The organism is Corynebacterium sp. NPDC060344 (assembly GCF_042725215.1).
In the GTDB taxonomy this organism is placed as follows: Bacteria; Actinomycetota; Actinomycetes; order Mycobacteriales; family Mycobacteriaceae; genus Corynebacterium.
On record NZ_JBHXCS010000006.1, the window covers coordinates 192,503 to 214,325 of the forward strand.

A 21,823-nucleotide genomic window follows, 5' to 3' on the forward strand; every position below is an offset into this window, starting at 1 on the left:
CGGCGGGGGCTGCGAGGCCGGCGGGGGCGGCGGGGTTCATGGGAGGTGACGTTAGCGCCGATCCACAGAATCGAACACTGTTCAGGGGTAGCGACGGGGGATGATTTGCCATCGAACGCGCCAATCCGGACGATAACTCCATGACCAGCATTGGACAGCGTTCAAGTGGCGCGATTTCAACACCGGAACCGGGCCCGGAAGCGCTGCCGGAAGCAGCCGCGGCGACCATGCCCAGACCACCCGGGCGCGCCCGCATCGCGTTGCCCGCCATCATCGGCGTCGAATCATGGGAGCGCTTCAGCTTCTACGGCATGCAGGCGATCATGGCGTACTACCTCTACGGCGCCGTCACCGACGGCGGCATCGGCCTGCCCACCACGACTGCGACGGCTTTGATGGGCGCCTACGGCAGCCTCGTCTACTTGTGCACCATCGGCGGCGGCTGGATCGGCGATCGCGTCCTCGGCGCGGAACGGACCCTGCTCGGTGGCGCGTGGATCCTCGTCGCAGGGCACCTCACCTTGTCGCTCGTTCCCGGCGCGGCCGGCGTCGCCATCGGGATGGTGCTCGTCGCCGCGGGCTCGGGCGCGCTGAAGACCTCGGCCATCACCATGCTCGGCCGCGTCCGCGCAACGGGCGACCCGCGCCGCGACAACGACTTCCAGTTCTTCTACTTCGGCATCAACGTCGGCGGACTACTGGGCCCCGTCCTCACCGGCGCGCTATCGGTGTCCCACGGTTTTGAAGTCGGCTTCGCCGCGGCGGCGGTCCTCATGATTATCGGCCTCATCCACTACCACTGGCACCGACGCCGTCTTTCGGACTCTTGGAGGGCCGATGCCCGCGTGGCCGTCGAAAAGCCGACCTCCCCCATCGGCAGTCGCGGCCTGGTGGTCGTCGCCACCACGGTGACGGGCATCGTCGCCGCAATGATCGCGCTGACGACGTCCGGGGCGCTGCCCCTGCATCGCTTGCCGACGGTCATGCTCGCCGCCACCATGGCGGCCACCGTGACGTTGTTCGCCAAAATGCTCCTCGACCCCGGCATCGACCGCACCGAGCGGTCCCGCGTGCTGGCGTTCATTCCGTTGTTCATTGCGGCGGTGGCTTTCTGGGCCATCCACAATCAGGCCTTCGGCGCACTGGCCGTCTACTCGGATCTGCGCATCGACCGAACCATCGGCGACTGGACGGCACCGGCCGCATGGGCGCAGTCGCTCAACCCCGTGTTCACGCTGCTGCTGATCCTGCCGCTGGCGGCCCTGCGCCTCCGGTTGGGACGTCGCGCCCCGGGCATCCCCATCCAGATGATCGTCGGCACCGCGGTGACCGGCTGCGCGATGCTGATCATCGCGCCCTTCTCGGAAGTCCCGGATGGCGCCGTGCCGTTGCTCGTCATCGTCGCCGTGTACCTGACCATCACCCTGGGCGAACTCCAGGTCAGCCCAGTTGGAATGGCCGCATCCACCATGCTCGCACCGGCGAAGTACCGCACGCGATTCTCCGCGCTGTATTTCCTCACGATGGCAGTGGGTACGGCGCTGTCCGGAGTCCTGTCCACGAACTACGACCCCACCGACCCCGGCGCGGAACGCATGTATTTCCTGGCCGTGGGCTTGGGGGTCATCGCAGTGGCGGTCCTCGTGGCCGCCCTGCTGCCGTGGATCAACCGCCGCATGCCCGGCGGGGCTACTCCGCGAAGTTCCCGCTGAACCAGCTGGCGGCCCGGCCGACGAACTCATCGCGGTCGAGCTCCGCGGCGTCCTCCGGCAGCCACGCCAGCACCGGCAGACCGGTGACGATGGGCAGCTGCTCGATGACGCACTCGGCCACCGCATCGGGCTGCTCGGGGCGGGCGCCGCCGATGATGCCGGTGATCTCCAGCCCGCGGGCGCGGCATGCCTCCAGCGTCAGTTCCACGGAGTTGAGGGTGCCCGGCGACGTCGCCGTCACGATGGTCACCTTCGCACCGAGGTCCTCCGCCAGCTGCGGCAGCGCCCAATTGGAGATGCGCGCCAGCACGCCGCCGGTGCCCTCGACGAACACGGGCCGGCCATCGGCGGCGAGGTCGCGCAGCTTGTTGGCGGTCTCCTCCAGATCCAGCTCCGGGACACCGGCGCGCCGGGCGGCGAACGCCGGCGGCAGCGCATCGTCGTAGCGCGCGAACTCATGCAGGTCCTCGCAGCCGGTCAAGCGGTTGATGGTCTCCAGGGCGCCCTTGCCCTCGGGCTCACCGGTCTGCGCCAGCTTCACGACGACCGGCTCCTCGCCCGCCGCCATGGCCTGTGCGACCAGCGCCGCGGTCGCCGTGGTCTTGCCCACGGACGTCCCCGTGCCGGTGATGATGTGGATGCCCCTGAAGTACATGAGGAAGAGATGTCCTTTCCCGCTCGAGCCCCGCACGTGACCGTGGGAACCGGCGCGCGATGTGCGCTCATCCGCCGCGCCCCAGTCGGCCCGGCACTGTCACCTCCGACCATATCCGGCGTTCACTGTTCGCCTTAATCTGGGGTTGGTCAACCGACCAACATCACACCGCCGGGGTGCCCCCGCCGCCCGTTTCAGCGCGCGCTACCGGACCCGACCGTGCTCGACCGTGCCCTACCGCGGATCCGGCTCGTCGATGAGGTCGACGTCGGGAAGCAGCGGCGCAAGATCCGGCAGCTGCTCGAGCGAATCGATGCCCAGCTGCTCCAGGAGCAGGTTCGTGGTCACGTACAGGTGCGCGCCCGTCGACGGGTCCTCCCCCGCCTCGGCGACCAGGCCTCGGGCCAGCAGCGTGCGCATGACGCCGTCGACGTTGACGCCGCGCACGGCCGAGACTTGCGCGCGCGTCGCGGGCTGGCGGTAGGCCACCACGGCGAGCGTCTCCATCGCCGCGCGCGACAGCCGAGTCTGCGTCCCGTCGAGCAGGAACGCCTCCACCGCATCCGCGTATGCCGCCCGCGTGTACAGGCGCCACCCGCCCTCGATCTCGCGCAGATCGAATCCGGAACCGCGGGCCTCGAACTCGTCGCGCATCTGCCCCAGCACCTCCCGGATCGCCTCCGGCTCGACGTCGAGCGCGCGGGCGAGATCCATCGGCGTCACCGGCGTATCCACGACGAGCAGCACGCTTTCCACGGCGGCTCGCAGCGGGTCGATGTGGGGCAGGTCCATGGGCGGCAGTCTATCCGCCGGCGGGTCTATGGTGGTCATCGTGCTCGCATTTCTCGCGTCCAATGGACTGCTCGCCCTGGCCGTCATCCTCACCGTCGGATTCGCGATCGGGCGCATCCGCATCGCGGGGCTCAGCCTCGGGTCGGCGGCGATCCTCTTCGTCGCCATTGGCTTGTCGACGGCCAATCCGGACATCCAGTTGCCGCCCCTTTTGTTCCAGTTCGGGCTCGCGTTGTTCGTCTACTGCATCGGATTGTCCGCGGGGCCGGCGTTTTTCCGCACGCTGCGCAGCCGGGGTCTGGCGCTCAACGTCATCGTCGCCGTGTTGCTCGTCGCCTTGACGGCGCTGGCCTTCGGGCTGGTGACGTTGTCGGGCGCCGATCCCATCACCGGCGCCGGCATGTTCGCCGGCTCGATGTCGTCGACGCCGGGCATGGCCGCGATCCTCGCCGCCGTGCCGGACCTGCTGCCGCCGGGCGCGGACCCGGGGGTCGCCACGGACGCCGTGGTCGGCTATTCGCTGGCCTACCCCGGCGGAGTGCTGGGCATCATCATCGTCGCGGCAATCGGCGCCCGGCTCCTGCGCGTCGACCACGTCGCCGATGCGAAGGCGGAGGGCGTGCTGGCCGAGAAGCTCCACTACATCGGCATCCGCATCGGCGAGGGCCGCGAGCTGACCGTGGCGCAGGTGCCGGAGTTCACCGGCGCGGAGATCATCACCACACGAGTCGCCGACGGCGACAACCACAATCAGCGCCTCGCGGAGCCCGATGACGTCTTGCGCGAAGGATGTTCGATCATGGTCAACGGCACGGCCGAGGAGCTGGACAAGGCCGTCGCCAAGCTCGGTGAGCGCATCGAGATGGACCCGAACGAGTCGGATCTGCAGTACACCCGCATGGCGGTGTCGAATCCGGACGTGGCGGGCAGGACCATCGGTGAGCTGCGCATCCTGGAGGACCACGGCTTCACCATCGCCCGCCTGCGCCGCGGCGACGCCGACGTCGTGCCCGCCGCCGATGACCGGCTGCAGCTGTCCGACCGCGTGCGGGTGGTCGCGCCGAAGCACCGCATCGAGTCGATCCGGTCGTTCCTCGGCGACTCGGAGAAGTCCCTGGCCAGCCCGGATCTGCTGCCGCTCGCGCTCGGCCTGGCGCTGGGTCTCGCGCTGGGCGCGATCCCGATCCCCATGCCCGGCGGCGGAACCCTGTCGCTCGGCTTCGGCGGCGGCCCGATCATCGCGGGCCTCGTCTTCGGCGCTCTGGGGCGCACGGGCCCGGTGCGGTGGCAGTTGCCGTACCACTCGACGAAGACGCTCGAGGCGTTCGGCATGGCGCTGTTCATGGCCGGCGTGGGCACCACCGCCGGCGCGGGCTTCCGGTCGGCGCTGACGGACCCGACGAGCTTCCTGTACATCGGGCTGGGCCTGGTTGTGACGCTGGCCAGCGCCATCGCGACCGTTGCCGTGCTCATGGCGTGGCGCAAGCTCACGTTCGACGAGTCCATCGGCGTCGCCGCCGGCATCACCACCAACCCGGCGGTGATCGCGTACCTGAACACGGCGTCCGGCACGGACCTCGCGGCCCGCGGCTACACCACGGTGTATCCGGTGGCGATGGTCGGCAAGATCGTCGCCGCCCAGGTGCTGATCATGATGCTGCTGTAGGGGTGCACAAGGGCGAAGCTCGAGCTCGCTATTCCCAATTCGACGCGGCCACCACGGCCGGGTCGACGTCGAGGCCCGTCCAGGAAATGGTGAGCTCCTCCAGCGCCTCTTCCTGCTCGGTCTCGATGGCCTTGGCGCGGTAGAGCTCCAGAAGAGCGAGGAACCGCCCGACGACCTCCATCGAAACGCGGCACTCGGACGTCAGCTGCGAAAACGTCAGCCACGTCCCCTCGCCGGCCAGCCGCAGTGCATCGAGGATGCGGCCGGCCTGCTCCGGCACGGACACGGCGACCTGGTGGATGTGGCCGATGCCCACCTCCTCCGGCGGCTTCGGGCGCATCACGACGGCCGCGAACTCCGCAAACGACTGCGCGTCCATGCCCAACTCGACGGGAGGCAGCAGCCCCTCGAACCCCGGATCGGGACCCGTGGCGCGCGGGTACCGGTGCGGCGCAACGCGGGCCCAGTCGGCGAAGAGATCGGCGACGCGGCTGTACGCCCGGTACTGCAGCAGGCGGGCGAAGAGCAGGTCGCGGGCCTCGAGCAGCGCCAGATCCTCTTCGTCGTCGACGTCGCCGCGCGGCAACAGGCGGGCGGTCTTCAGATCCAGCAGGGTCGCGGCGACGACGAGGAACTCGGTGATCTCGTCCAGATCATTCACCGCGTCGAGGCTGCGCGTGTACGCGATGAACTCATCGGTCACCGCCGCCAACGCCACCTCGGTGACGTCCATCTTCTTCGACCCGATCAGCTGCAGCAGCAGATCGAACGGCCCCGTGAAATTGGCCAGCGCCACCCGGAAACCGGTGATCTCCTCCTGAACCGGCTCCTGCACCGGCGCCGGGCTGAGCTCCTGCGCGGGCGCCGGGCTGAGCTCCTGCGCGGGCGCCGGGCTGGGCCCCTGCACGGGCACCGGCTCGTCGGCAAGCAAAAGCGGTCCCCTACCCGCCGGTGCGCTCGATGACCTCGCGCGCCAAGTTGCGGTACTGGTCGGCGCCCGGGGACTTCGGGGCCCAGCGCGTGATCGGCTCGCCCGCGACGGACGTCTCGGGGAACCGCACGGTGCGGGTGATCACGGTGTCGAAGACGGTGTCGCCGAAGACCTCGATGAGCCGCTCCATCACCTCGCGGGCATGCAGCGTGCGGCGGTCGAACATGGTCACCAGGATGCCCAGGACCTCGAGATCGAAGTTCAGGCGATCGCGGACCTTGCCCACCGTGTCCGTGAGCAGCGCCAGGCCGCGCAGCGAGAAATACTCGCACTCCATGGGGATGATCACGCCCTGCGCGATGGTCAGCGCATTGACCGTGAGCAGGCCCAGCGACGGCTGGCAGTCCACGATGATGAAGTCGTAGTCGCGGCGCACCGGGCGCAGCGCACGGCCCAGCGCCTGCTCGCGACCGACCTCGTTGACCAGCTGGATCTCCGCCGCCGACAGGTCGATGTTCGCCGGCACCAGGTCCAGGCCCGGCACCGTCGTGTGGTGGATGGCGTCGCGGACGTCGGTGTCCGGATCGATGATCAGGTTGTAGACCGTCAGATCCAGATCTTCGTGCGGGATGCCCAGGCCCGCCGACAGCGCGCCCTGCGGGTCGAGGTCGACCAGCAGCACCTTGCGCCCGCACTCCGCCAGCGCCGCGCCCATGTTGATGGTCGACGTGGTCTTGCCCACGCCGCCCTTCTGGTTGCACATCGCCAGAATCGTCGCCGGGCCGTGGGACTCGAGCTCCTTCGGCTCCGGCAGCTCGCGCAGGGGCCGACCGGTGAGGCCCACCTGCATGCCCTCGGCATCGAACAAGCCCGACTCAGCCACCGTCAACCCTTCCGTCTTGACCTACGGCGCGATCGGCGGGAAACGCCGATCAACGCCGGGAGCGGACACTCCCTCTCGCGACCACTGTACCGGCGCTCACCGCGCCCGCGGGTGAGCACCCGCCCAAACGCGGCGGAGATTATCCGCGGTGACCATCGTGTAGATCTGCGTCGTGGTCACCGACGCATGCCCCAGCAGCTCCTGGACCGAACGGACGTCGACGCCGCCCTCCAGGAGATGGGTGGCGAAGCTGTGCCGCAGCGTGTGCGGCGACACCCTCCCGGCCAACCCGGCCCGCTCGGCCACCGTCGCCAGGATGTTCGCCGCCGACTGCCGCGACATGCGCCGCCCCAGCGAGTTGATCATCAGCGCCGGGCCCGAATTGGCCCGCGCCCACGCCGGCCGCCCGCGCACCAGCCACGCATCGACCGCCTCGATCGCCGGGCCGCCGACGGGCACGATGCGCTCCTTGCCGCCCTTGCCGCGCAGCAGCACCAGGCGCTCCTCGCGGTCGAGGTCGTCGATGTCCAGGCCGGTGACCTCGCTGACGCGCGCGCCGGTGGAATACAGCAGCTCCACCAGCGCCCGGTCGCGGACGTCGGCGATCTCGGCGGCCTCGCCCACGGGGATCGCCTCGATGAGGCCCGTGACCTCCTCGACCCGCAGCGCCTTGGGCAGCGAGCTGCCGCGCTTGGGCGGCGCCACGGCGGAGGCCACGTCGACGTCGACGTCGCCTTCCCCGAGCGCGAACTTGTGCAGGCCGCGCACCGCCGACAGGGCCCGCGACACCGACGACGCCGCCATCGGAGGTTGACCGGCATCGGCGTCGCCGCGCGACAGGTGCGCAACGAATGCCCCGACGTCGGCCTCCGTCACCGCCCGCAGGTCATCGCGGCCGAGGCCGTCCAGGTAGTCCAGGTACTTCGCCAGATCACGCCGGTATGCGCCGAGCGTGTTGGCCGACGCCCCCCGCTCGACGGCGAGGTGATCGAAAAACGCCTCCGACACCCGCCTCGTGTCGCTGGCCGATGCCGCCTTCATCTGCCCCCCGATTCCGGGACCTGCTTCAAGTCCGCGTCCGGGCCGAGCGCTTCCGCGCGTCGGGCCGCGAGCCGGGTGGGCCGGATGTCGAACGGTTCGTCCGCGTGACGACGATCCCGGCCCCCCGCCACCGTCACGTGCGCCGCGAGAATGCCCGCGACGGCGATGGCGTTGATGATCTCCCCGCGCAGCACCATGTCCGCGGCCTCGGAGAGGTCGACCCACGACTCGGTCATGTCGGCCTCCTCGTCCTCTGGTTCGGGGCGGTCGGCGTCGGAAAGCCCCTCGGCCAGGTAGACGCGCACGGTCTCTTCGGCGAAGCCGGGCGAGGTGAAGATGTCCGTGAGCAGCGACCAGCGCCGCGCGGCGACGCCGGCCTCCTCGGCGAGCTCGCGCTGGGCCGCGACGAGGGGGTCTTCGCCGGCGACGTCGAGGATGCCGGCGGGCAGCTCGACCAGCCGGTCCTGCGCGGTCTGGCGCCACTGGCGCAGCAGGCAGATGCGGCCGTCGTCGGCCAGCGCCACCACCGCCACCGCGCCGAAGTGCTCGACGATCTCGCGGGCGGCGACGCGGCCACCGGGCATGCGCACGTGATCACGGCGCAGCGCGATGATCGGCGCCTCCACGAGGATCTCGGAGTCGACGACGTCGAAGGAGTGGGAACCGGCGGCGGGATTCGAGGATGTCATAACTACGTGCCTACCCTCACGCCCGGGATTCCGCGAGCGCCGCGGCAATGAGCCCCGCGAACAGCGGGTGCGGGCTCGTCGGCCGCGACTTGTACTCCGGGTGGGCCTGCGTGGCCACGAAGAACGGGTGCTGCTCGCGCGGGTACTCGACGAACTCGACCAGCGTGCCGTCCGGCGACGTGCCCGAAATGACCAGGCCGGCCGACTCGATGGCGTCGCGGTAGGCGTTGTTGACCTCGTAGCGGTGGCGGTGGCGCTCGGAAATCTCAGTGGCGCCATAGGCTTCCGCGACGACGGAACCAGCCGTCAGCGTCGCCGGGTACGCGCCCAGGCGCATCGACCCGCCGAGGTCGGCCTCGCCGGAGACCGCCGCCCGCTGCTCCTCCATCGTCGCGATCACCGGCGACGGGGTGTCCTCGTCGAATTCCGTCGACGACGCATCGGGCACGCCGCCGCGCCGCGCCGCTTCCAGCACCGCGCACTGCATGCCCAGGCACAGGCCCAGCAGCGGGATCCCGTGCTCGCGGCAATGGGAGATCGCGCCGATCTTGCCCTCGATGCCGCGCACGCCGAACCCGCCCGGCACGACCACCGCGTCGGCGCCGGCCAGCTGCTCGGCGGCGCCCGACTCCGACTCGCACAGGTCCGAGGCCACCCAACGCACGTCGACCTTCGCGCCATGGGCGAAGCCGCCGGCGCGGATCGCCTCGGCCACCGACAGATACGCGTCCGGCAAGTCCACGTACTTGCCCACCAGCGCCACGGTCACCTCGTGCTCCGGCTCGTGGACCTTCTCCAGCAACCCACCCCAGAGGTCCCAGTCCATGTCGCGGAACGGCAGCCCCAACCGGCGGACGATGAAGGTGTCCAGGTGCTCGTCGCAAAGCACCTTCGGAATGTCGTAGATGCTGGCCGCATCCGGGCACGACACCACGCCCTCCAGATCGACGTCGCACATCAGCGCGATCTTGCGCTTGAGCCCCTCGGGCACCTCGCGGTCGCAGCGCAGCACCACCGAATCCGGCACGAGGCCGATCGAGCGCAGCTCCGCGACCGAATGCTGCGTCGGCTTCGTCTTCAGCTCGCCCGACGGCCCGAGGTACGGCACCAGCGACACGTGCAGGTAGTGGATGTTCTCGCGGCCGACGTCGTGGCGCACCTGGCGGGCGGCCTCGAGGAAGGGCTGCGACTCGATGTCGCCGACCGTGCCGCCGATCTCCGTGATCACGACGTCCGGGCGCAGGCCGTCGGCGTCGGGGCGGTCCATGCCGGTGATTCGCGACTTGATCTCGTCCGTGATGTGCGGGATGACCTGCACCGTCTCGCCCAGGAACTCGCCGCGGCGCTCCTTCGCGATCACCGACGAGTACACCTTGCCCGTGGTCACGTTCGCGCCGCCGTAGAGGTCGCGGTCCAGGAAACGCTCGTAATGGCCCAGGTCCAGGTCCGTTTCCGCGCCGTCCTCCGTGACGAAGACCTCGCCGTGCTGGAACGGGTTCATCGTGCCCGGGTCGACGTTGAGGTACGGGTCCAGCTTCTGCATGGTCACCCGCAGCCCGCGCGACGTCAGCAGCCGCCCCAGGCTCGCGGCCGTCAGGCCCTTGCCCAACGACGACGCAACGCCTCCCGTGACGATGATGTACTTCGTCACATGCTCGCCATTTCGCCCGTTCGCCATGCCAATCATCTCCCGCGTCTCGCTCGGGCGGCGGGCGCGCGTCCCGTTGTCCGGGGGCGTCCGCCGCAGGCCGTCTCGTGGCGACCACGGGATTTCAGGCTAACCGGGCGGCGTGCGTGAAGGAAGCCAAAAAGCATGCTTGACGACGCTTTTCGCCCCGCATCACGCCGTCGCCCACAGATTCAACGGGTGCGAAATCGACGCGAAACACGGCGGTAACACGCCGGGCCGGGCGCCCGCGGCCGGCGGCCGGAGCGGGGCTACTCGGCCGCGGGGGTCTCCTGCGCGGAAGTCACTCCGCGAGAGGCTTTCCAACCGTTGGCCACCCCGCCGCCGGGCTCGCCCGATCCGCAACCCCACTCTGTTCCCGGCCTCGCCCGGTCCCCACCCCACGCGAATACGACGAGCGCAGCCACAAGATTTCGGCTCCTGGTCTTTTACCGCCGTTCACCCGGCCAGTGGCTGCGCTCGTCGGATAAGCTCGCCCGCCGGCCCGCAGGCGTACGCGCGGTGGGCCGAGCAGCCTACTCGGCGGCGGGGGTCTCCTGCCCGGGGATGTGTCCGGCGGGAGCGTTCTCGGCCGGCCCGCGGGCGTACGCGCAGTGGGCCATAGCGACGAGTCTTGGCGCAAGGCTACTGCGCGGGTGAATCCTCGGCGGGGTTCTCCTGCGCGGACGCCTCGCCCGTGGCAGCATCCTCGGCGGCCGGGGATGCGCCCTTGTTCTCCACGATCGCGCGGACCACGCCCACGCGGCCGGCGACGTCGCCGATGGCGGACTGCGTCTTCACGGAACCCGCGGTATCGGAGGCGCCGAGCACCTCGAGGACGCCGCCATCACGGTCGGCGGCCGGCTCACCGGCCACGACGACCGTGCCGTCGGCGGACAGCGCCTCGGCGAAGTCCGCGAGGATGCGGGCGCCGACGGAGTTCCCGCCGCCGTCACCGTTCTCGCCACCTTCACCGTTGCCACCGGTGTCGCCGTCGCCGTTTTCAGTGTTGCCGTCAGGCTGATCCGCCGCTGCATCCGAGGCCGCACCCGACGCGGCACCGGTGCCGGAGCCCGTGACGATGACGATCGCCGCCGTCGGGCGCATCGTCCCGTCCTCGTACTCGATGAAGCCGGCGTCGCGCAGCGACCCCAGCAGCAGGCGGCGATCGGCCACCGACGCACGCTCGGAGGTGTCCTCCCCGATCAACAGCACCGGCGACAGCGCCTGGCCGGCCTGGAACCCGGGATCACGGCGATCGACGTCGAGCTCGGTGCCCGCCGGAAGCGCGCTGGTGACGACATCCTTCAGCTCATCGGCGCCCTCGGCCGACTGGAACTTCTCCGTCAACCCCATCCGCGTCACCTCCGGCGAGCCCGCATCACCGAGCAGCGCCTCCATGGCGTCCACGGACGAGTCCTCCGCGTCCGGGGTGGTCACGAGCAGCACCGGGACGTCGGAAAGCGAACCATCGACGACCTGGGCCGCCAAGTCCTCCACCACCCCATTCGCCGCATCGGCGCGCGTGTTCGCGGCATCGCGCTCGACGATGGCGGCGTCGCGCTCATCGGACGCCTGCGCACCGCCCCACTCGAGGCCGCCCTCCGGCGCCAGCACGTACGCGCCCAGCGCCGTACCCGCCGCCACGCCCAGCGCCGCACCCGTGATGCCGGCGCTCCACGCGCCCGACCGCTTCTTCGCCATCGCCTCTACTCCCCCGAACTAGTTGAACAGGCCCTGGAACCACAGGGCGATGGAATTCCACGTGTCCACGAGGTTCTCCCCCACCGACCCATCGCCCGCCGTGCCCGCGATGGCGATGATGACCGCCACCGCCACGATGATCGCCAACAGCGCCCACATGAAGCGCAGGCCACCGCCCTCGACGCGGTACAGATCCGCCACGACGTCGCCATTGACCAGTTTGTCGCCCGCCTTCAGGCGGCTGAGCAGCGCCGACGGCAGTGCGCGCTGGTCGGCGCCGCCGTAGACGTCGCCCTGGTCCAGCGACGACCCGGCCGTGACGATCATCGACGCACCGTGATGGTCCGCCAGCACCAGCGCCAGATCCGTCGCCGAATCCGACAGCGCCGGGAAGGTCATCGCGCCGATGCCCAGATCCTGGATGTGCTCCAGTCCCTGCGCGTGGCCGTCCGGGTCCGCCGGCAGGATGACGCGGGCGCCGCAGCGCAGCGTCTCCGCGCCGATGCCCGAGGGATCGCCGATGATCAGATCCGGCTCGTAGCCCTGCGACACCAGCGCATCGGCGCCGGCGTCGACGCCGATGAGCACCGGGTCGAACTCGCCGATGAAGCCCTTGAGGTTCTTCAGCGTGTTCTCGTGGCCCGCGCCCGCGCTGACGATGAGGACCTTGCGGCCCTCGAGCTTCGTCTCCACGTCCGGGATGCCCAGGCCGTCGACGTAGAGCGGCGATTCCGTCGCCGCGAACTCGACGAAGTTGCCGGAGAAGGCCTCCAAACGATCGACCATGCCGGTGCGGGCCTCGTCGAAGTCGTTGGAGATCTTGTCCATGGTCACCTCGTCGCCGGCCGCCACGCGGCGGTCGCCGAGGTACAGCTTGCCCTCGTGGAGGCGGTGCAGCTTGCCGTCGCGCAGCCGCGCCGACTCCGACAGCTGCGCGTTTTCCACCAGCACCACGCCGGCGTCGACGAGCATCTGCGGACCGAAGTTGGGCACCGCCCCGGTGGTGAACGCACCGGTGTTGACCACGGCCTTCGCGTTGGCATCGATGATGCGCTGGGCGAGGACGCGGGTGATGTCGGGCGCGTCGACGACGACGATGTCGCCGTCGGCGAGCTTGTTCAGAGCACGGTCGGAGCGCAGGCAGTCGCGGACGGCGCCCTTGACGCCGGGCTCCTCGGCGGTCTTCTTCGAGAACAGACTCATGGCCGACAGTCTGCCGCCGGGTGGCGCGGGTCCGGTGGAGGCGCGCCGGGGCCCGCGGAAACTACCGCGCGGACTTGTCCGCCTGGGCCTTCTCCAGCAGATCGGTCGCGTGCGCGCGCCCGGATTCGGTGCCGTCGAGGCCGGCCATCATCCGCGCGAGCTCCTCGATGCGCCGGTCCCGGTCCAGGGCGCCGACGCCGGAGGCGACGCCATCGTCGGCGACGTCCTTGGCCACGTGCAGGTGGGTGTCGGCGTAGGCCGCCACCTGCGGCAAGTGCGTGACGACGATGACCTGGTTCCTCTCGGCCAACCGTGCCAGGCGGCGCCCGATCTCCACCGCCGCCCGGCCGCCGACGCCGGCGTCGACTTCGTCGAAGACCAGGGTGCGGCCGCCGTCGCCCTCGGCGAGGACGACTTCCAGCGCCAGCATGACGCGGGAGAGCTCGCCGCCGGAGGCGCTGCCGGCCAACGGGCGCGGCTCGGCGCCCTTGTGGGCCGACAGCAGGAAGGAGACGTCGTCGGCGCCCGAGGGGCCGAAGGAACCGGCAGCGGTCACCTCCACGACCAGGGAGGTCATGGGCATGGCCAGGCCCTTGAGTTCGGCGGTGACGCGCTCGCCGAGCTCCGCGGCCAACGAGGTGCGCACCTTGGTCAGCTTCTTCGCCGCGGCCCGGACCTTCTTCTCCAGGGCGGCGACGTCGGCGGCGAGCTTCTCCAGCGCCTCGCCGGAGACGTCGAGGGTGCCCAGCTTCCGCCGGGCCTTGTCGCGCCACGCCAGCACGCCGTCAATGTCCGGTGCGTACTTGCGGGTGAGGTTCCGGATCTCCGACTGGCGGGCCAGCAGCCCGTCGAGGGATTCGGCCTCCTCCGGCAGCGACTCCAGGAAGGTGCCCAGGCCGGCGGAGACGTCGGTGAGCCCGCTGGTGATCTCGCCGAGGCGCTCGGCCAGATCCGCCAGCTCCGCATCCCCGGAGCCCGCCAGGGCATGCTGCGCTCGGCCGAGCAGATCCGCCGCGCCCTCTTCCTCCTCGGCACCGGCACCACCGACGCCGCCGGCGGCGGCACCGATCGCGCCGGGGCCGTCGATGGCCGCCCACGCCACGGCCGCCGCCTCGCGCAGGCCGTCGAGGTCCTGCATGCGGCGGATGGTCTCGGCCAAATCGGCGTCCTCGCCCGGCTCCGGGTCGACGGCGTCGATCTCCTCCAGCGCGAACGTCAGCTGGTCGGCGCGCATGGCCAACTCGCGGCGCTTCGACGTGCGCTCCTCCAGGTCCTTCGCCGCCGCACGCCACTGGCCGCGCACGTCGCGGTACGCCGCCAACAGCGGCGCCACCGTCTCCCCGCCCAAGCGGTCCAGCGCGGCGATCTGCTCACCGCCGCCGAGCAGGCGCAGCTGATCGTTCTGGCCGTGAATGGCCAGCACGGCGCCGGCGATGTCGGCCAGCGCCGCCGCCGGAGTGCCCCGGCCGCCGATCCACGCCCGCGAGCGCCCCTTCGCGGAGACCTGGCGCGCCAGCAGGATCTCCTCGTTTTCGTCCCTCTCGCCGCCGCACTCCTCGAGGATCGCGTCGACGTCGTCGGAAAGCGGGCCCGCAAGGTCCACCGTGGACACCCTGCCCTCCACCAGGGCCTTGTCGGCCCCCGTGCGCACGCGGCCAGCATCGGCCCGGCCACCGGAGAGCAGCCGCAGGCCAGTGACCACCATGGTCTTGCCCGCGCCCGTCTCGCCCGTGAGCACCGTCAGGCCCGGGCTGAACTCCACCGTCGACTCGGGGATGACGCCGAGATCGCGGATGGTGAGCTCGGTCAGCATCGCCCGATCACCTCCTCGGACCCCGCCACCCCGTCACCGGCAGACGGAACTTGTGCACCAGCCGGTCGGTGAACGGCGCCGAATCCAGGCGCACCCACTTCACCGCCTGCTCGCCGCGGGTGATCTCGATGCGGCTGCCCGCCGGCATCGGGATCTGCCGGAAACCATCGAGCACCGCCTGCGCGGCGCTGGTCTGCGGATTCGACTCCACCGCCACCGTCGAATGCGGCGACACCACCATCGGGCGGTCGAACAGCGCGTGGGCGTTGTTGGGCACCACGAGGATCGCGTCGAGCTCCGGCCACAGCACCGGGCCGCCCGCCGAAAACGCGTACGCCGTCGAGCCCGTCGGCGTGGAAATGAGCACGCCATCGCAGCCGTACGAGCTCACCGGGCGCTCGTCGACCTCCAGGACCACGTCGAGGACGCCGCGGCGGTTGAGATTTTCGATGCTCACCTCGTTGAGGGCCCATCCCGTGCCGATGACCCGGCCATCGTTGTCGCGCACGGTCGCCGAAATGGTCATCCGGTCCTCGACGCGCCAACTGCGGTCGATGACCCGCTGGATCGCCTCGGTCATCGACTCCTGCTCCCACTCGGCCAGGAAGCCGACGTGGCCCATGTTGATGCCCAGCACCGGCAAGTCCATCGAATGCGCGATGTCCGCGGCGCGCAGGAACGTGCCGTCGCCGCCGAGGACCAGCACCAGCTCGCAGCCGGCGGCGGCCTGCGGGGAATGCCCGTAGCGCGGGAACTTGCCCAGCACCGGGTGGCGCAGCAGCTTCGACGGGTCATCGCCGGCGAGCACGCGCACGCCGATCCCGGCGCCGTCGAGCAGCTCCGCGGCCTCCGCGGCCATCTCCAGGTTGGAGCTGCGGCCCGAATGGGGCACCAGCAGCACCTGCCGGTCGTCGTTTCCCGTCATTGCGGACCCTCCTGCACGGCGCGATCGATCATCTCGTCCAGCTTCCCATCATCGGCGTCCGACGCGCCACCGTCCTTGACCAGCCACAGGAAATACTCCACGTTGCCGGACGGGCCGGGCAGCGGGCTGGCCACGACGCCGCGCACGGACAGCCCCAGCGAGCGCCCGAAGCGGGCGACGTCGCCGACGACTTCGGCGCGCAGCTGCGCACTGCGCACCACGCCGCCGGAGCCCAACCGGTCCTTGCCCACCTCGAACTGCGGCTTGACCATCGGCAACAGGTCGGCGCCGTCGACCAGGCTGTCGACCAGCGCGGGCAGCGTCAGCCGCAGCGAAATGAACGACAGGTCGCCGACCATGACGTCGGCCGCGCCCCCGACGATCTCCGGTGTCAGGGTGCGCACGTTGGTGCGGTCGAGGACGGTGACGCGGGCGTCGTCGCGAAGCCTCCAGATCAGCTGCCCGTAGCCGACGTCGACGGCGATGACCTCGGCGGCGTCGCGGCGCAGGCACACGTCGGTGAAGCCGCCCGTCGACGCGCCGGCATCGATGATGCGCCGGCCCGCCAGGCTCAGGCCCTGCGGCTCGAAGGCCTCGAGCGCGCCGAGGAGCTTGTGGGCGCCGCGCGAGGCCCAATTGGCGTCGTCGGCGTCCTCGGAGACGCGGATGGACACGTCGCCGGTCACCGCGGTGGCCGGCTTCGTCGCGGCCATGCCGTTGACGGTCACGCGGCCATCCTTGATCAGCTCCACGGCATGCTCGCGCGAGCGCGCGATCTTGCGCCGCACCAGCTCCGCGTCCAGGCGCCGTTTCGGCGACGATCCCTTAGCCACGCGAGCCCCCTTCCCCGCCGAGCGCGTCCTGCAGCAGGGCGTGCGCGCGTTCCATCTGCGCGGCGCGGTCGGCCGGGGTCGGCGCGGGCGCTTCGAGGATCTCCATTACTTGACGACGAAGACGCTCCGGGTCGACCGCCCCTCCCGCCAGAGCGGCGGCCGCGTCGGCGGGCGTGGGCGCCGACGGCGTGGACGGAGCCGGTGTGGACTGAGCCGGCGCAGGCTGTGCCGGCGTGGGCACCTGTCCGGGCTGAGCCTGCCCGGGCTTCGGGAAGTCGCCGGGAACTGCCATGGCCGGGGTCACCGCCAGGCGGCGACGGCCGCGGCGGCCGCGTCGGAGGTCGTGCGCACGCCGGTGACCGGGGCGGTCGACGGCGCGCCGTCGGCGTCGAACCACGCGACGGACGCCGCCGTGAGCAGCGCGGCGACGGCGGCGCGGGCCGGATCGGACAGGCGCGAGTCGGAGGCGTCGCCGCCGCCGATGACGATGACGCCCGGATCATTCTCGTCGCGCTCGGCGGTGAAGCCGGCCTGCGGGCGCGGCTCTGCGTGCTCGGCGGGGGCGACCAGCGCGCCCATGTCGGAACCGATGAGCGTCGGGCGCTCTTCGGGGATCGTCGCCAGGGTCTCATGGTGGCCGGAGATGCCGGTGACCGTCATCAGGGTGTCGTAGCCCGCGGCGTTGCCGCCGGCGATATCGGTGTTCAGGCGGTCGCCGATGACGATCGGGCGCTGCGAATCCAGCCGGGCGGCGCCGCGGTGGAACATCGGGGGCAGAGGCTTGCCGGCGCTGCGGGGCGTGACCCCGGTGGCCGAGACGATCGCCGCGACCATCGAGCCGTTGCCCACGAGCAGGCCGCGCTCTGTCGGCAAGGTGGTGTCCAGATTCGACGCCAGATACGTGGCGCCGCGGGAGATCGACAGCGCCGCCTCCGACATCATCGCCCAGTTGGTGTCCGGGTTGTGGCCCTGGAACACCGCGGCCGGCCCGTCGTCGGCGGAGTCGACCAGCTCATACCCGGCGTCGGTGGCCAGGTCCCGGAAGGACTGGGCGCCGAGGACCAGGACCTTCGCGCCGGCGGGGATGATGTCGGCGGCCATCTCGATGGCGGCCTGAGCCGACGTCATGACGTCATCGGCGGTGCAGTCGTAGCCGAGCGACCGAAGTTGCTCGGCGACGGTCTCCGGCGCGCGCGACGCGTTGTTCGTGACGAACAGCATCGGCAGCCCGGCCTCCGTCAACCCCTCGAGGGCACCGGGGACCGCGCGGCCGCCCTCGTAGATCGTTCCGTCGAGATCCAGCAGTGCGGCGTCGTAGCGCCCGGCCAGCAGTTCGGTGCTCATGAAAAGCCTCGGTCCAATCTTTGAGGGGTCGTCTCGTTGAGGGGCGGTCGTTCGGGGATGCCCCCGAAGGGGCGGGGGCTACAGCTCGGCTTACAGCTCGGCGGCGCGGTCGCGGGCGTCGAGAAGCTCATCCTGGTCGAGCTCCGCCGACCGGTTAAACCACTCGCGCGCGTCGTCGGTGCGGCCGGCCTCTGCCAACGCGTCGGCGTAGGCGTAGAACAGCCGGGCACCCTCGAAGTCCGTGCGGGACGGATCGAGGTTCTGCGCCTCCAGCTCGACGATCGCCGACTCGACGTCGCCCATGTCGCGGCGGGCTCCGGCGACGACGATGGCCAGTTCGGTGCGCGATTCGTCGTCAAGCTGCCCGACCTCGTCGGAACGGCCCAGCTCGATCGCCTTCTCCGGGCGACCCAAACCGCGCTCGCAGTCCGCCATGACCGCCAGCAGGCCGGCGCCACCGGAAATGCGGCGGGCGGCGCGCAGCTCGGACAGCGCCTCCTTCCACTCGCCCGCGTGGTACGCCGCGACACCATTGGTCTCGCGGACGACGCCGACGCGGCCGGCGCGGTCCTTCGCGGCGCGGGCATGGCGCAGGGCCAGCTTCGGATCGTCGGCCATCAGCGTCGCGGCCATGATCATGTGGCGGGCGACCTGGTCGGCGTTGTCCTTGGCCAGGCTCTTCAGGTCCTGGCGCACCGACGGGTCGAGCTCGTCGGGCGTGACGTCCTCGGGCAGCGAGGGCTCGTTCTGGCGGGCGACGATGCGCTCCTCGCGGAAGCCCGGGCGCTGCGGGCCGGTGCGCGGCGCGCGCTTCTGGTCGTCCTGGAAGCGGCCGCCACGGTTGGAGTGGCGCTTCTGGCCACCGGGGCCGCCGTGGCCGCCTCGGCGATCATCGCGGCGATCGTCACGGCGGTCACCGCGCGGGCCACCGCTGCGGGGGCCGCCACCGCGGCGGTCATCGCGACGCTCGCCGCGGAATCCGCCACCACGGCGGTCGTCCCGTCGATCATCGCGGCGCCACTCGCGGCGCTCGCCGCGCTCTCCGCTCCGGTCGTCCCGGCGATCATCGCGGCGGTCACCGCGACGCTCGTCGCGGCCATCGCGGTTCTCCCAACGACGGCCACCCTGGCCGCCCTGACCGCCCTGGCCTCCGTAGCCGCCGCGTCCACCGCGACCGCCCTGGCCCCCCTGACCGCCCTGGCCACGGCCACCGGGTCGGCCACCGCCGCTGCCGCTGCCGCCGCGGCCGCCACGGAATCCACCGGGGCGTCCGCCCTGGCCTCCGCGGCGCTGTCCGTCGGGGCGCGAACCTTCGTTCTCGGCCATGTGTTGGAAGCTCCTCACGCAATTGTCGCCGGCCCGCGGTCGCCGCCCGGTCGGGGCGCCCACCGCGGGATGGCGGGAAAAAGTCGGATATAGACGTATAGAGCGGCTATCCGGAACCGTCGAGCCGACGCATCCCGTCACCGCATTCAACGGCCCAGGCTACCAGCCGCGCCTGCCGTTGCAGTTCACGCCCGGGCGGAAAGGTGGTGCGCCACGAGCACCGGATCCGCGGACATGTCCCACGTCGACGTGGCCGTCCAGGACCGCCCCCGCGTCACCGCCACCGCGGTGGCACCGACGACGGTGATTTCAGGCCTGGGTGCCGAGAAATCCTCCGGAAACGCCGCCCCCAATTCCGCCGGCACGATGATCGCGCGCCGCGTCAAAAGCTCCAGCCGCGCCTCATCACCGTCACGCGCCTTCCCCGCCGCACGCACGAGCGTCCCCTGCGCGGTGCGCGCCTTCCCGATCGCCTCCGCCACCGGATCCGCCGCCACATCGAACAGCCCGGCTTGGTCGGAGTCCGTGCGGGCCTTGCTTGACGACGACACCGCCGCCTTCGTCCGCCCCACCCCATCCGAAGGGGCCGCATCGGCCGCGGAACCCGTGGAGGTGGCCGAAGTCGAGGAGGCGGTGGAGCTCATGGAGGCGGCACCGGCCATGATCAGCTCGGCGCTCTGGGTGGCGCCGGGAAAACCGGGGCCTTCGTTGGCGGGCTCGCCCGCCTGGAAGGACGTGGCGGCGGCGCGGGCGCGCTCGTCGGCCGCCTCATTCATCTCGTGGCCGGCATGGCCCTTGACCCACTCGAAGCGCACCGAGCGCCCCTGCATGAGCTGGTCGATGACGGACAGGATGTCCACGTTGAGCACGGGCTTGCCGTCGCGCTTCTTCCAGCCCTTCTTCTTCCAACCGGGCATCCACTTGGTCACCGAGTTGATCACGTACTGGGAGTCGCAGAGAATACGCAGTTCCTCCTCTGCACGATGCGAGGTGGACGCGAGCAGATCGGCAACGGCCATGAGCTCGCCGCGGTTATTGGTGCTCTTTGTCCATCCGCCGGCCGCCCATGTGTCGTCGTCGATGTACCAGGACCAGCCGGCCGGACCGGGGTTGCCGAGGGCCGAACCGTCTGCTGCGGCGATGATAGTCATGGGCGCCGATTGTAGTTGCGCCTCTCATTCGCACCCGCGCCGGGGATGGAAGCCCACGATCGATGTGTACGAGCACGCGCTTCCACCCCGGGGAATGACCCCCTGAAATGAGAAATGAGCCGTTGCCGGTGCCGAACCCCACAGGGGGAACGACACCAACAACGGCTCACTCCTTGAAACCATGTTATTGGCCGGCGGTGACCTACTCTCCCACACCCTCCCAGGTGCAGTACCATCGGCGCAGGTGGGCTTAGCTTCCGGGTTCGGAATGGGACCGGGCGTGACCCCACCGCTATAACCACCGACACGTATACACGGGACACAATCGCAACCCACCACACACCAGACACAATGGAAGTGCCGGCGGGGCTGGGTGGTGCTGTCCCAGACGCTGGATAGTGGACGCGAACCAAACCTGGTTCTTCTCGTTACGTAGAAAAGTCAACCGCTCATACCCACTCGCAAAGAAGGGGTGTGTGTTGACGTTCGGCCTATTAGTACCGGTCACCTGAACACGTTACCGTGCGTACAGTTCCGGCCTATCAACCCCATCATCTATGGGGGACCTCAAATGAAACCTGATCTCGGAACAGGCTTCCCGCTTAGATGCTTTCAGCGGTTATCCCTTCCGTACGTAGCCAACCAGCAATGCCCCTGGCGGAACAACTGGCACACCAGAGGTACGTCCGTCCCGGTCCTCTCGTACTAGGGACAGCCTTCCTCAAGTTTCTACGCGCGCGGCGGATAGAGACCGAACTGTCTCACGACGTTCTAAACCCAGCTCGCGTGCCGCTTTAATGGGCGAACAGCCCAACCCTTGGGACCTACTCCAGCCCCAGGATGCGACGAGCCGACATCGAGGTGCCAAACCATCCCGTCGATATGGACTCTTGGGGAAGATCAGCCTGTTATCCCCGGGGTACCTTTTATCCGTTGAGCGACACCGCTTCCACAAGCCGGTGCCGGATCACTAGTCCCTACTTTCGTACCTGCTCGACCTGTCAGTCTCACAGTCAAGCTCCCTTGTGCACTTACACTCAACACCTGATTGCCAACCAGGCTGAGGGAACCTTTGGGCGCCTCCGTTACTCTTTGGGAGGCAACCGCCCCAGTTAAACTACCCACCAGGCACTGTCCCCAACCCGGATCACGGGCCGAGGTTAGATATCCAATACGATCAGAGTGGTATTTCAACAACGACTCCACCCCAACTGGCGTTGAGGTTTCACAGTCTCCCACCTATCCTACACAAACCGAACCGAACACCAATACCAAGCTATAGTGAAGGTCCCGGGGTCTTTTCGTCCTGCCGCGCGTAACGAGCATCTTTACTCGTACTGCAATTTCGCCGGGTCTGTGGTTGAGACAGCAGGGAAGTCGTTACGCCATTCGTGCAGGTCGGAACTTACCCGACAAGGAATTTCGCTACCTTAGGATGGTTATAGTTACCACCGCCGTTTACTGGGGCTTAAATTCTCCGCTTCGGCCA

The 21,823-nt window shown here is 70.0% G+C and carries 17 protein-coding genes and 2 rRNA genes; 2 read left to right on the forward strand and 17 right to left on the reverse strand.

Annotation, left to right across the window (positions count from 1 at the left end):
* Positions 1–227 precede the first annotated feature (227 nt).
* Positions 228–1,712 (forward strand): peptide MFS transporter, encoded by a 1,485-nt coding sequence (locus tag ACFWGD_RS09135; protein WP_377778341.1) that lies wholly within the window; start codon positions 228–230, stop codon positions 1,710–1,712.
* Here the strand turns inward: ACFWGD_RS09135 and bioD are convergent.
* Both bioD and scpB read right to left on the reverse strand, forming a co-directional pair.
* Positions 1,690–2,367, reverse strand: a complete 678-nt coding sequence (gene bioD, locus ACFWGD_RS09140) for an ATP-dependent dethiobiotin synthetase BioD (protein WP_377778342.1) — start codon at positions 2,365–2,367, stop codon at positions 1,690–1,692. The two genes, ACFWGD_RS09135 and bioD, sit on opposite strands and share 23 nt — an antisense overlap.
* Positions 2,368–2,601: 234 nt before the next feature.
* On the reverse strand, positions 2,602–3,159 hold the full coding sequence (scpB, locus tag ACFWGD_RS09145) for an SMC-Scp complex subunit ScpB (RefSeq protein ID WP_377778343.1): 558 nt from the start codon (positions 3,157–3,159) through the stop codon (positions 2,602–2,604).
* A 40-nt stretch (positions 3,160–3,199) separates the two neighbouring features.
* Between scpB and ACFWGD_RS09150 the strand changes: the two genes are divergently transcribed.
* Positions 3,200–4,825: an aspartate:alanine exchanger family transporter gene (locus ACFWGD_RS09150; protein ID WP_377778344.1), complete on the forward strand. Its 1,626-nt coding sequence runs from the start codon at positions 3,200–3,202 to the stop codon at positions 4,823–4,825.
* Positions 4,826–4,853: 28 nt separating this feature from the next.
* Here the strand turns inward: ACFWGD_RS09150 and ACFWGD_RS09155 are convergent, their stop codons facing one another.
* From ACFWGD_RS09155 to ACFWGD_RS09225, 15 genes are all read right to left on the reverse strand, one after another.
* Complete coding sequence (locus ACFWGD_RS09155; RefSeq protein ID WP_377778370.1) at positions 4,854–5,660, reverse strand: segregation and condensation protein A; 807 nt, start codon at positions 5,658–5,660, stop codon at positions 4,854–4,856.
* Between the two features lie 106 nt (positions 5,661–5,766).
* The gene (locus ACFWGD_RS09160) at positions 5,767–6,639 is read right to left on the reverse strand and encodes a ParA family protein (RefSeq protein WP_377778345.1); all 873 of its coding nucleotides are present in this window, start codon (positions 6,637–6,639) and stop codon (positions 5,767–5,769) included.
* 96 nt (positions 6,640–6,735) lie between these two features.
* Positions 6,736–7,680 carry a site-specific tyrosine recombinase XerD gene (locus tag ACFWGD_RS09165; protein WP_377778346.1) on the reverse strand — a complete coding sequence of 315 codons (945 nt, stop codon included), beginning with the start codon at positions 7,678–7,680 and terminating at the stop codon, positions 6,736–6,738.
* Positions 7,677–8,369 carry an NUDIX domain-containing protein gene (locus ACFWGD_RS09170; protein ID WP_377778347.1) on the reverse strand — a complete coding sequence of 231 codons (693 nt, stop codon included), beginning with the start codon at positions 8,367–8,369 and terminating at the stop codon, positions 7,677–7,679. Before ACFWGD_RS09170 ends, ACFWGD_RS09165 begins: the two co-directional genes overlap by 4 nt.
* Before the next feature lie 16 nt (positions 8,370–8,385).
* On the reverse strand, positions 8,386–10,047 hold the full coding sequence (locus ACFWGD_RS09175) for a CTP synthase (RefSeq protein ID WP_377778348.1): 1,662 nt from the start codon (positions 10,045–10,047) through the stop codon (positions 8,386–8,388).
* Between the two features lie 633 nt (positions 10,048–10,680).
* A complete protein-coding gene (locus ACFWGD_RS09180) occupies positions 10,681–11,739 on the reverse strand; it encodes a copper transporter (RefSeq protein WP_377778349.1) in 1,059 nt (352 codons plus the stop codon).
* Positions 11,740–11,757: 18 nt separating this feature from the next.
* Complete coding sequence (steA, locus tag ACFWGD_RS09185; protein ID WP_377778350.1) at positions 11,758–12,942, reverse strand: putative cytokinetic ring protein SteA; 1,185 nt, start codon at positions 12,940–12,942, stop codon at positions 11,758–11,760.
* A gap of 61 nt (positions 12,943–13,003) precedes the next feature.
* The gene (gene recN / locus ACFWGD_RS09190; RefSeq protein WP_377778351.1) at positions 13,004–14,755 is read right to left on the reverse strand and encodes a DNA repair protein RecN; all 1,752 of its coding nucleotides are present in this window, start codon (positions 14,753–14,755) and stop codon (positions 13,004–13,006) included.
* Between the two features lie 7 nt (positions 14,756–14,762).
* Positions 14,763–15,680 (reverse strand): NAD kinase, encoded by a 918-nt coding sequence (locus ACFWGD_RS09195; protein WP_377778352.1) that lies wholly within the window; start codon positions 15,678–15,680, stop codon positions 14,763–14,765.
* A complete protein-coding gene (locus ACFWGD_RS09200; protein WP_377778353.1) occupies positions 15,677–16,513 on the reverse strand; it encodes a TlyA family RNA methyltransferase in 837 nt (278 codons plus the stop codon). The genes ACFWGD_RS09195 and ACFWGD_RS09200 overlap by 4 nt, the downstream gene beginning before the upstream one ends.
* 300 nt (positions 16,514–16,813) lie before the next feature.
* The gene (locus ACFWGD_RS09205; protein WP_377778354.1) at positions 16,814–17,857 is read right to left on the reverse strand and encodes an HAD-IIA family hydrolase; all 1,044 of its coding nucleotides are present in this window, start codon (positions 17,855–17,857) and stop codon (positions 16,814–16,816) included.
* Positions 17,858–17,947: 90 nt separating this feature from the next.
* Positions 17,948–19,183 (reverse strand): hypothetical protein, encoded by a 1,236-nt coding sequence (locus tag ACFWGD_RS09210; RefSeq protein WP_377778355.1) that lies wholly within the window; start codon positions 19,181–19,183, stop codon positions 17,948–17,950.
* A gap of 185 nt (positions 19,184–19,368) precedes the next feature.
* Positions 19,369–20,334: an RNase H family protein gene (locus tag ACFWGD_RS09215; protein ID WP_377778356.1), complete on the reverse strand. Its 966-nt coding sequence runs from the start codon at positions 20,332–20,334 to the stop codon at positions 19,369–19,371.
* A 189-nt stretch (positions 20,335–20,523) separates the two neighbouring features.
* Positions 20,524–20,640: ribosomal RNA gene (gene rrf, locus ACFWGD_RS09220) — 5S ribosomal RNA — on the reverse strand.
* A 167-nt stretch (positions 20,641–20,807) separates the two neighbouring features.
* Positions 20,808–21,823: ribosomal RNA gene (locus tag ACFWGD_RS09225) — 23S ribosomal RNA — on the reverse strand; the annotation flags it as partial.

Excerpts from the sequence above, each read along its gene's own strand:
- ACFWGD_RS09135 (WP_377778341.1), top strand. The coding sequence starts at position 228 with ATGCCCAGACCACCCGGGCGCGCCCGCATCGCGTTGCCCGCCATCATC.
- bioD (WP_377778342.1), bottom strand. The coding sequence starts at position 2,367 with ATGTACTTCAGGGGCATCCACATCATCACCGGCACGGGGACGTCCGTG.
- scpB (WP_377778343.1), bottom strand. The coding sequence starts at position 3,159 with ATGGACCTGCCCCACATCGACCCGCTGCGAGCCGCCGTGGAAAGCGTG.
- ACFWGD_RS09165 (WP_377778346.1), bottom strand. The coding sequence starts at position 7,680 with ATGAAGGCGGCATCGGCCAGCGACACGAGGCGGGTGTCGGAGGCGTTT.
- ACFWGD_RS09170 (WP_377778347.1), bottom strand. The coding sequence starts at position 8,369 with ATGACATCCTCGAATCCCGCCGCCGGTTCCCACTCCTTCGACGTCGTC.
- ACFWGD_RS09175 (WP_377778348.1), bottom strand. The coding sequence starts at position 10,047 with ATGGCGAACGGGCGAAATGGCGAGCATGTGACGAAGTACATCATCGTC.
- ACFWGD_RS09180 (WP_377778349.1), bottom strand. The coding sequence starts at position 11,739 with ATGGCGAAGAAGCGGTCGGGCGCGTGGAGCGCCGGCATCACGGGTGCG.
- steA (WP_377778350.1), bottom strand. The coding sequence starts at position 12,942 with ATGAGTCTGTTCTCGAAGAAGACCGCCGAGGAGCCCGGCGTCAAGGGC.
- recN (WP_377778351.1), bottom strand. The coding sequence starts at position 14,755 with ATGCTGACCGAGCTCACCATCCGCGATCTCGGCGTCATCCCCGAGTCG.
- ACFWGD_RS09195 (WP_377778352.1), bottom strand. The coding sequence starts at position 15,680 with ATGACGGGAAACGACGACCGGCAGGTGCTGCTGGTGCCCCATTCGGGC.
- ACFWGD_RS09205 (WP_377778354.1), bottom strand. The coding sequence starts at position 17,857 with ATGAGCACCGAACTGCTGGCCGGGCGCTACGACGCCGCACTGCTGGAT.
- ACFWGD_RS09210 (WP_377778355.1), bottom strand. The coding sequence starts at position 19,183 with ATGGCCGAGAACGAAGGTTCGCGCCCCGACGGACAGCGCCGCGGAGGC.
- ACFWGD_RS09215 (WP_377778356.1), bottom strand. The coding sequence starts at position 20,334 with ATGACTATCATCGCCGCAGCAGACGGTTCGGCCCTCGGCAACCCCGGT.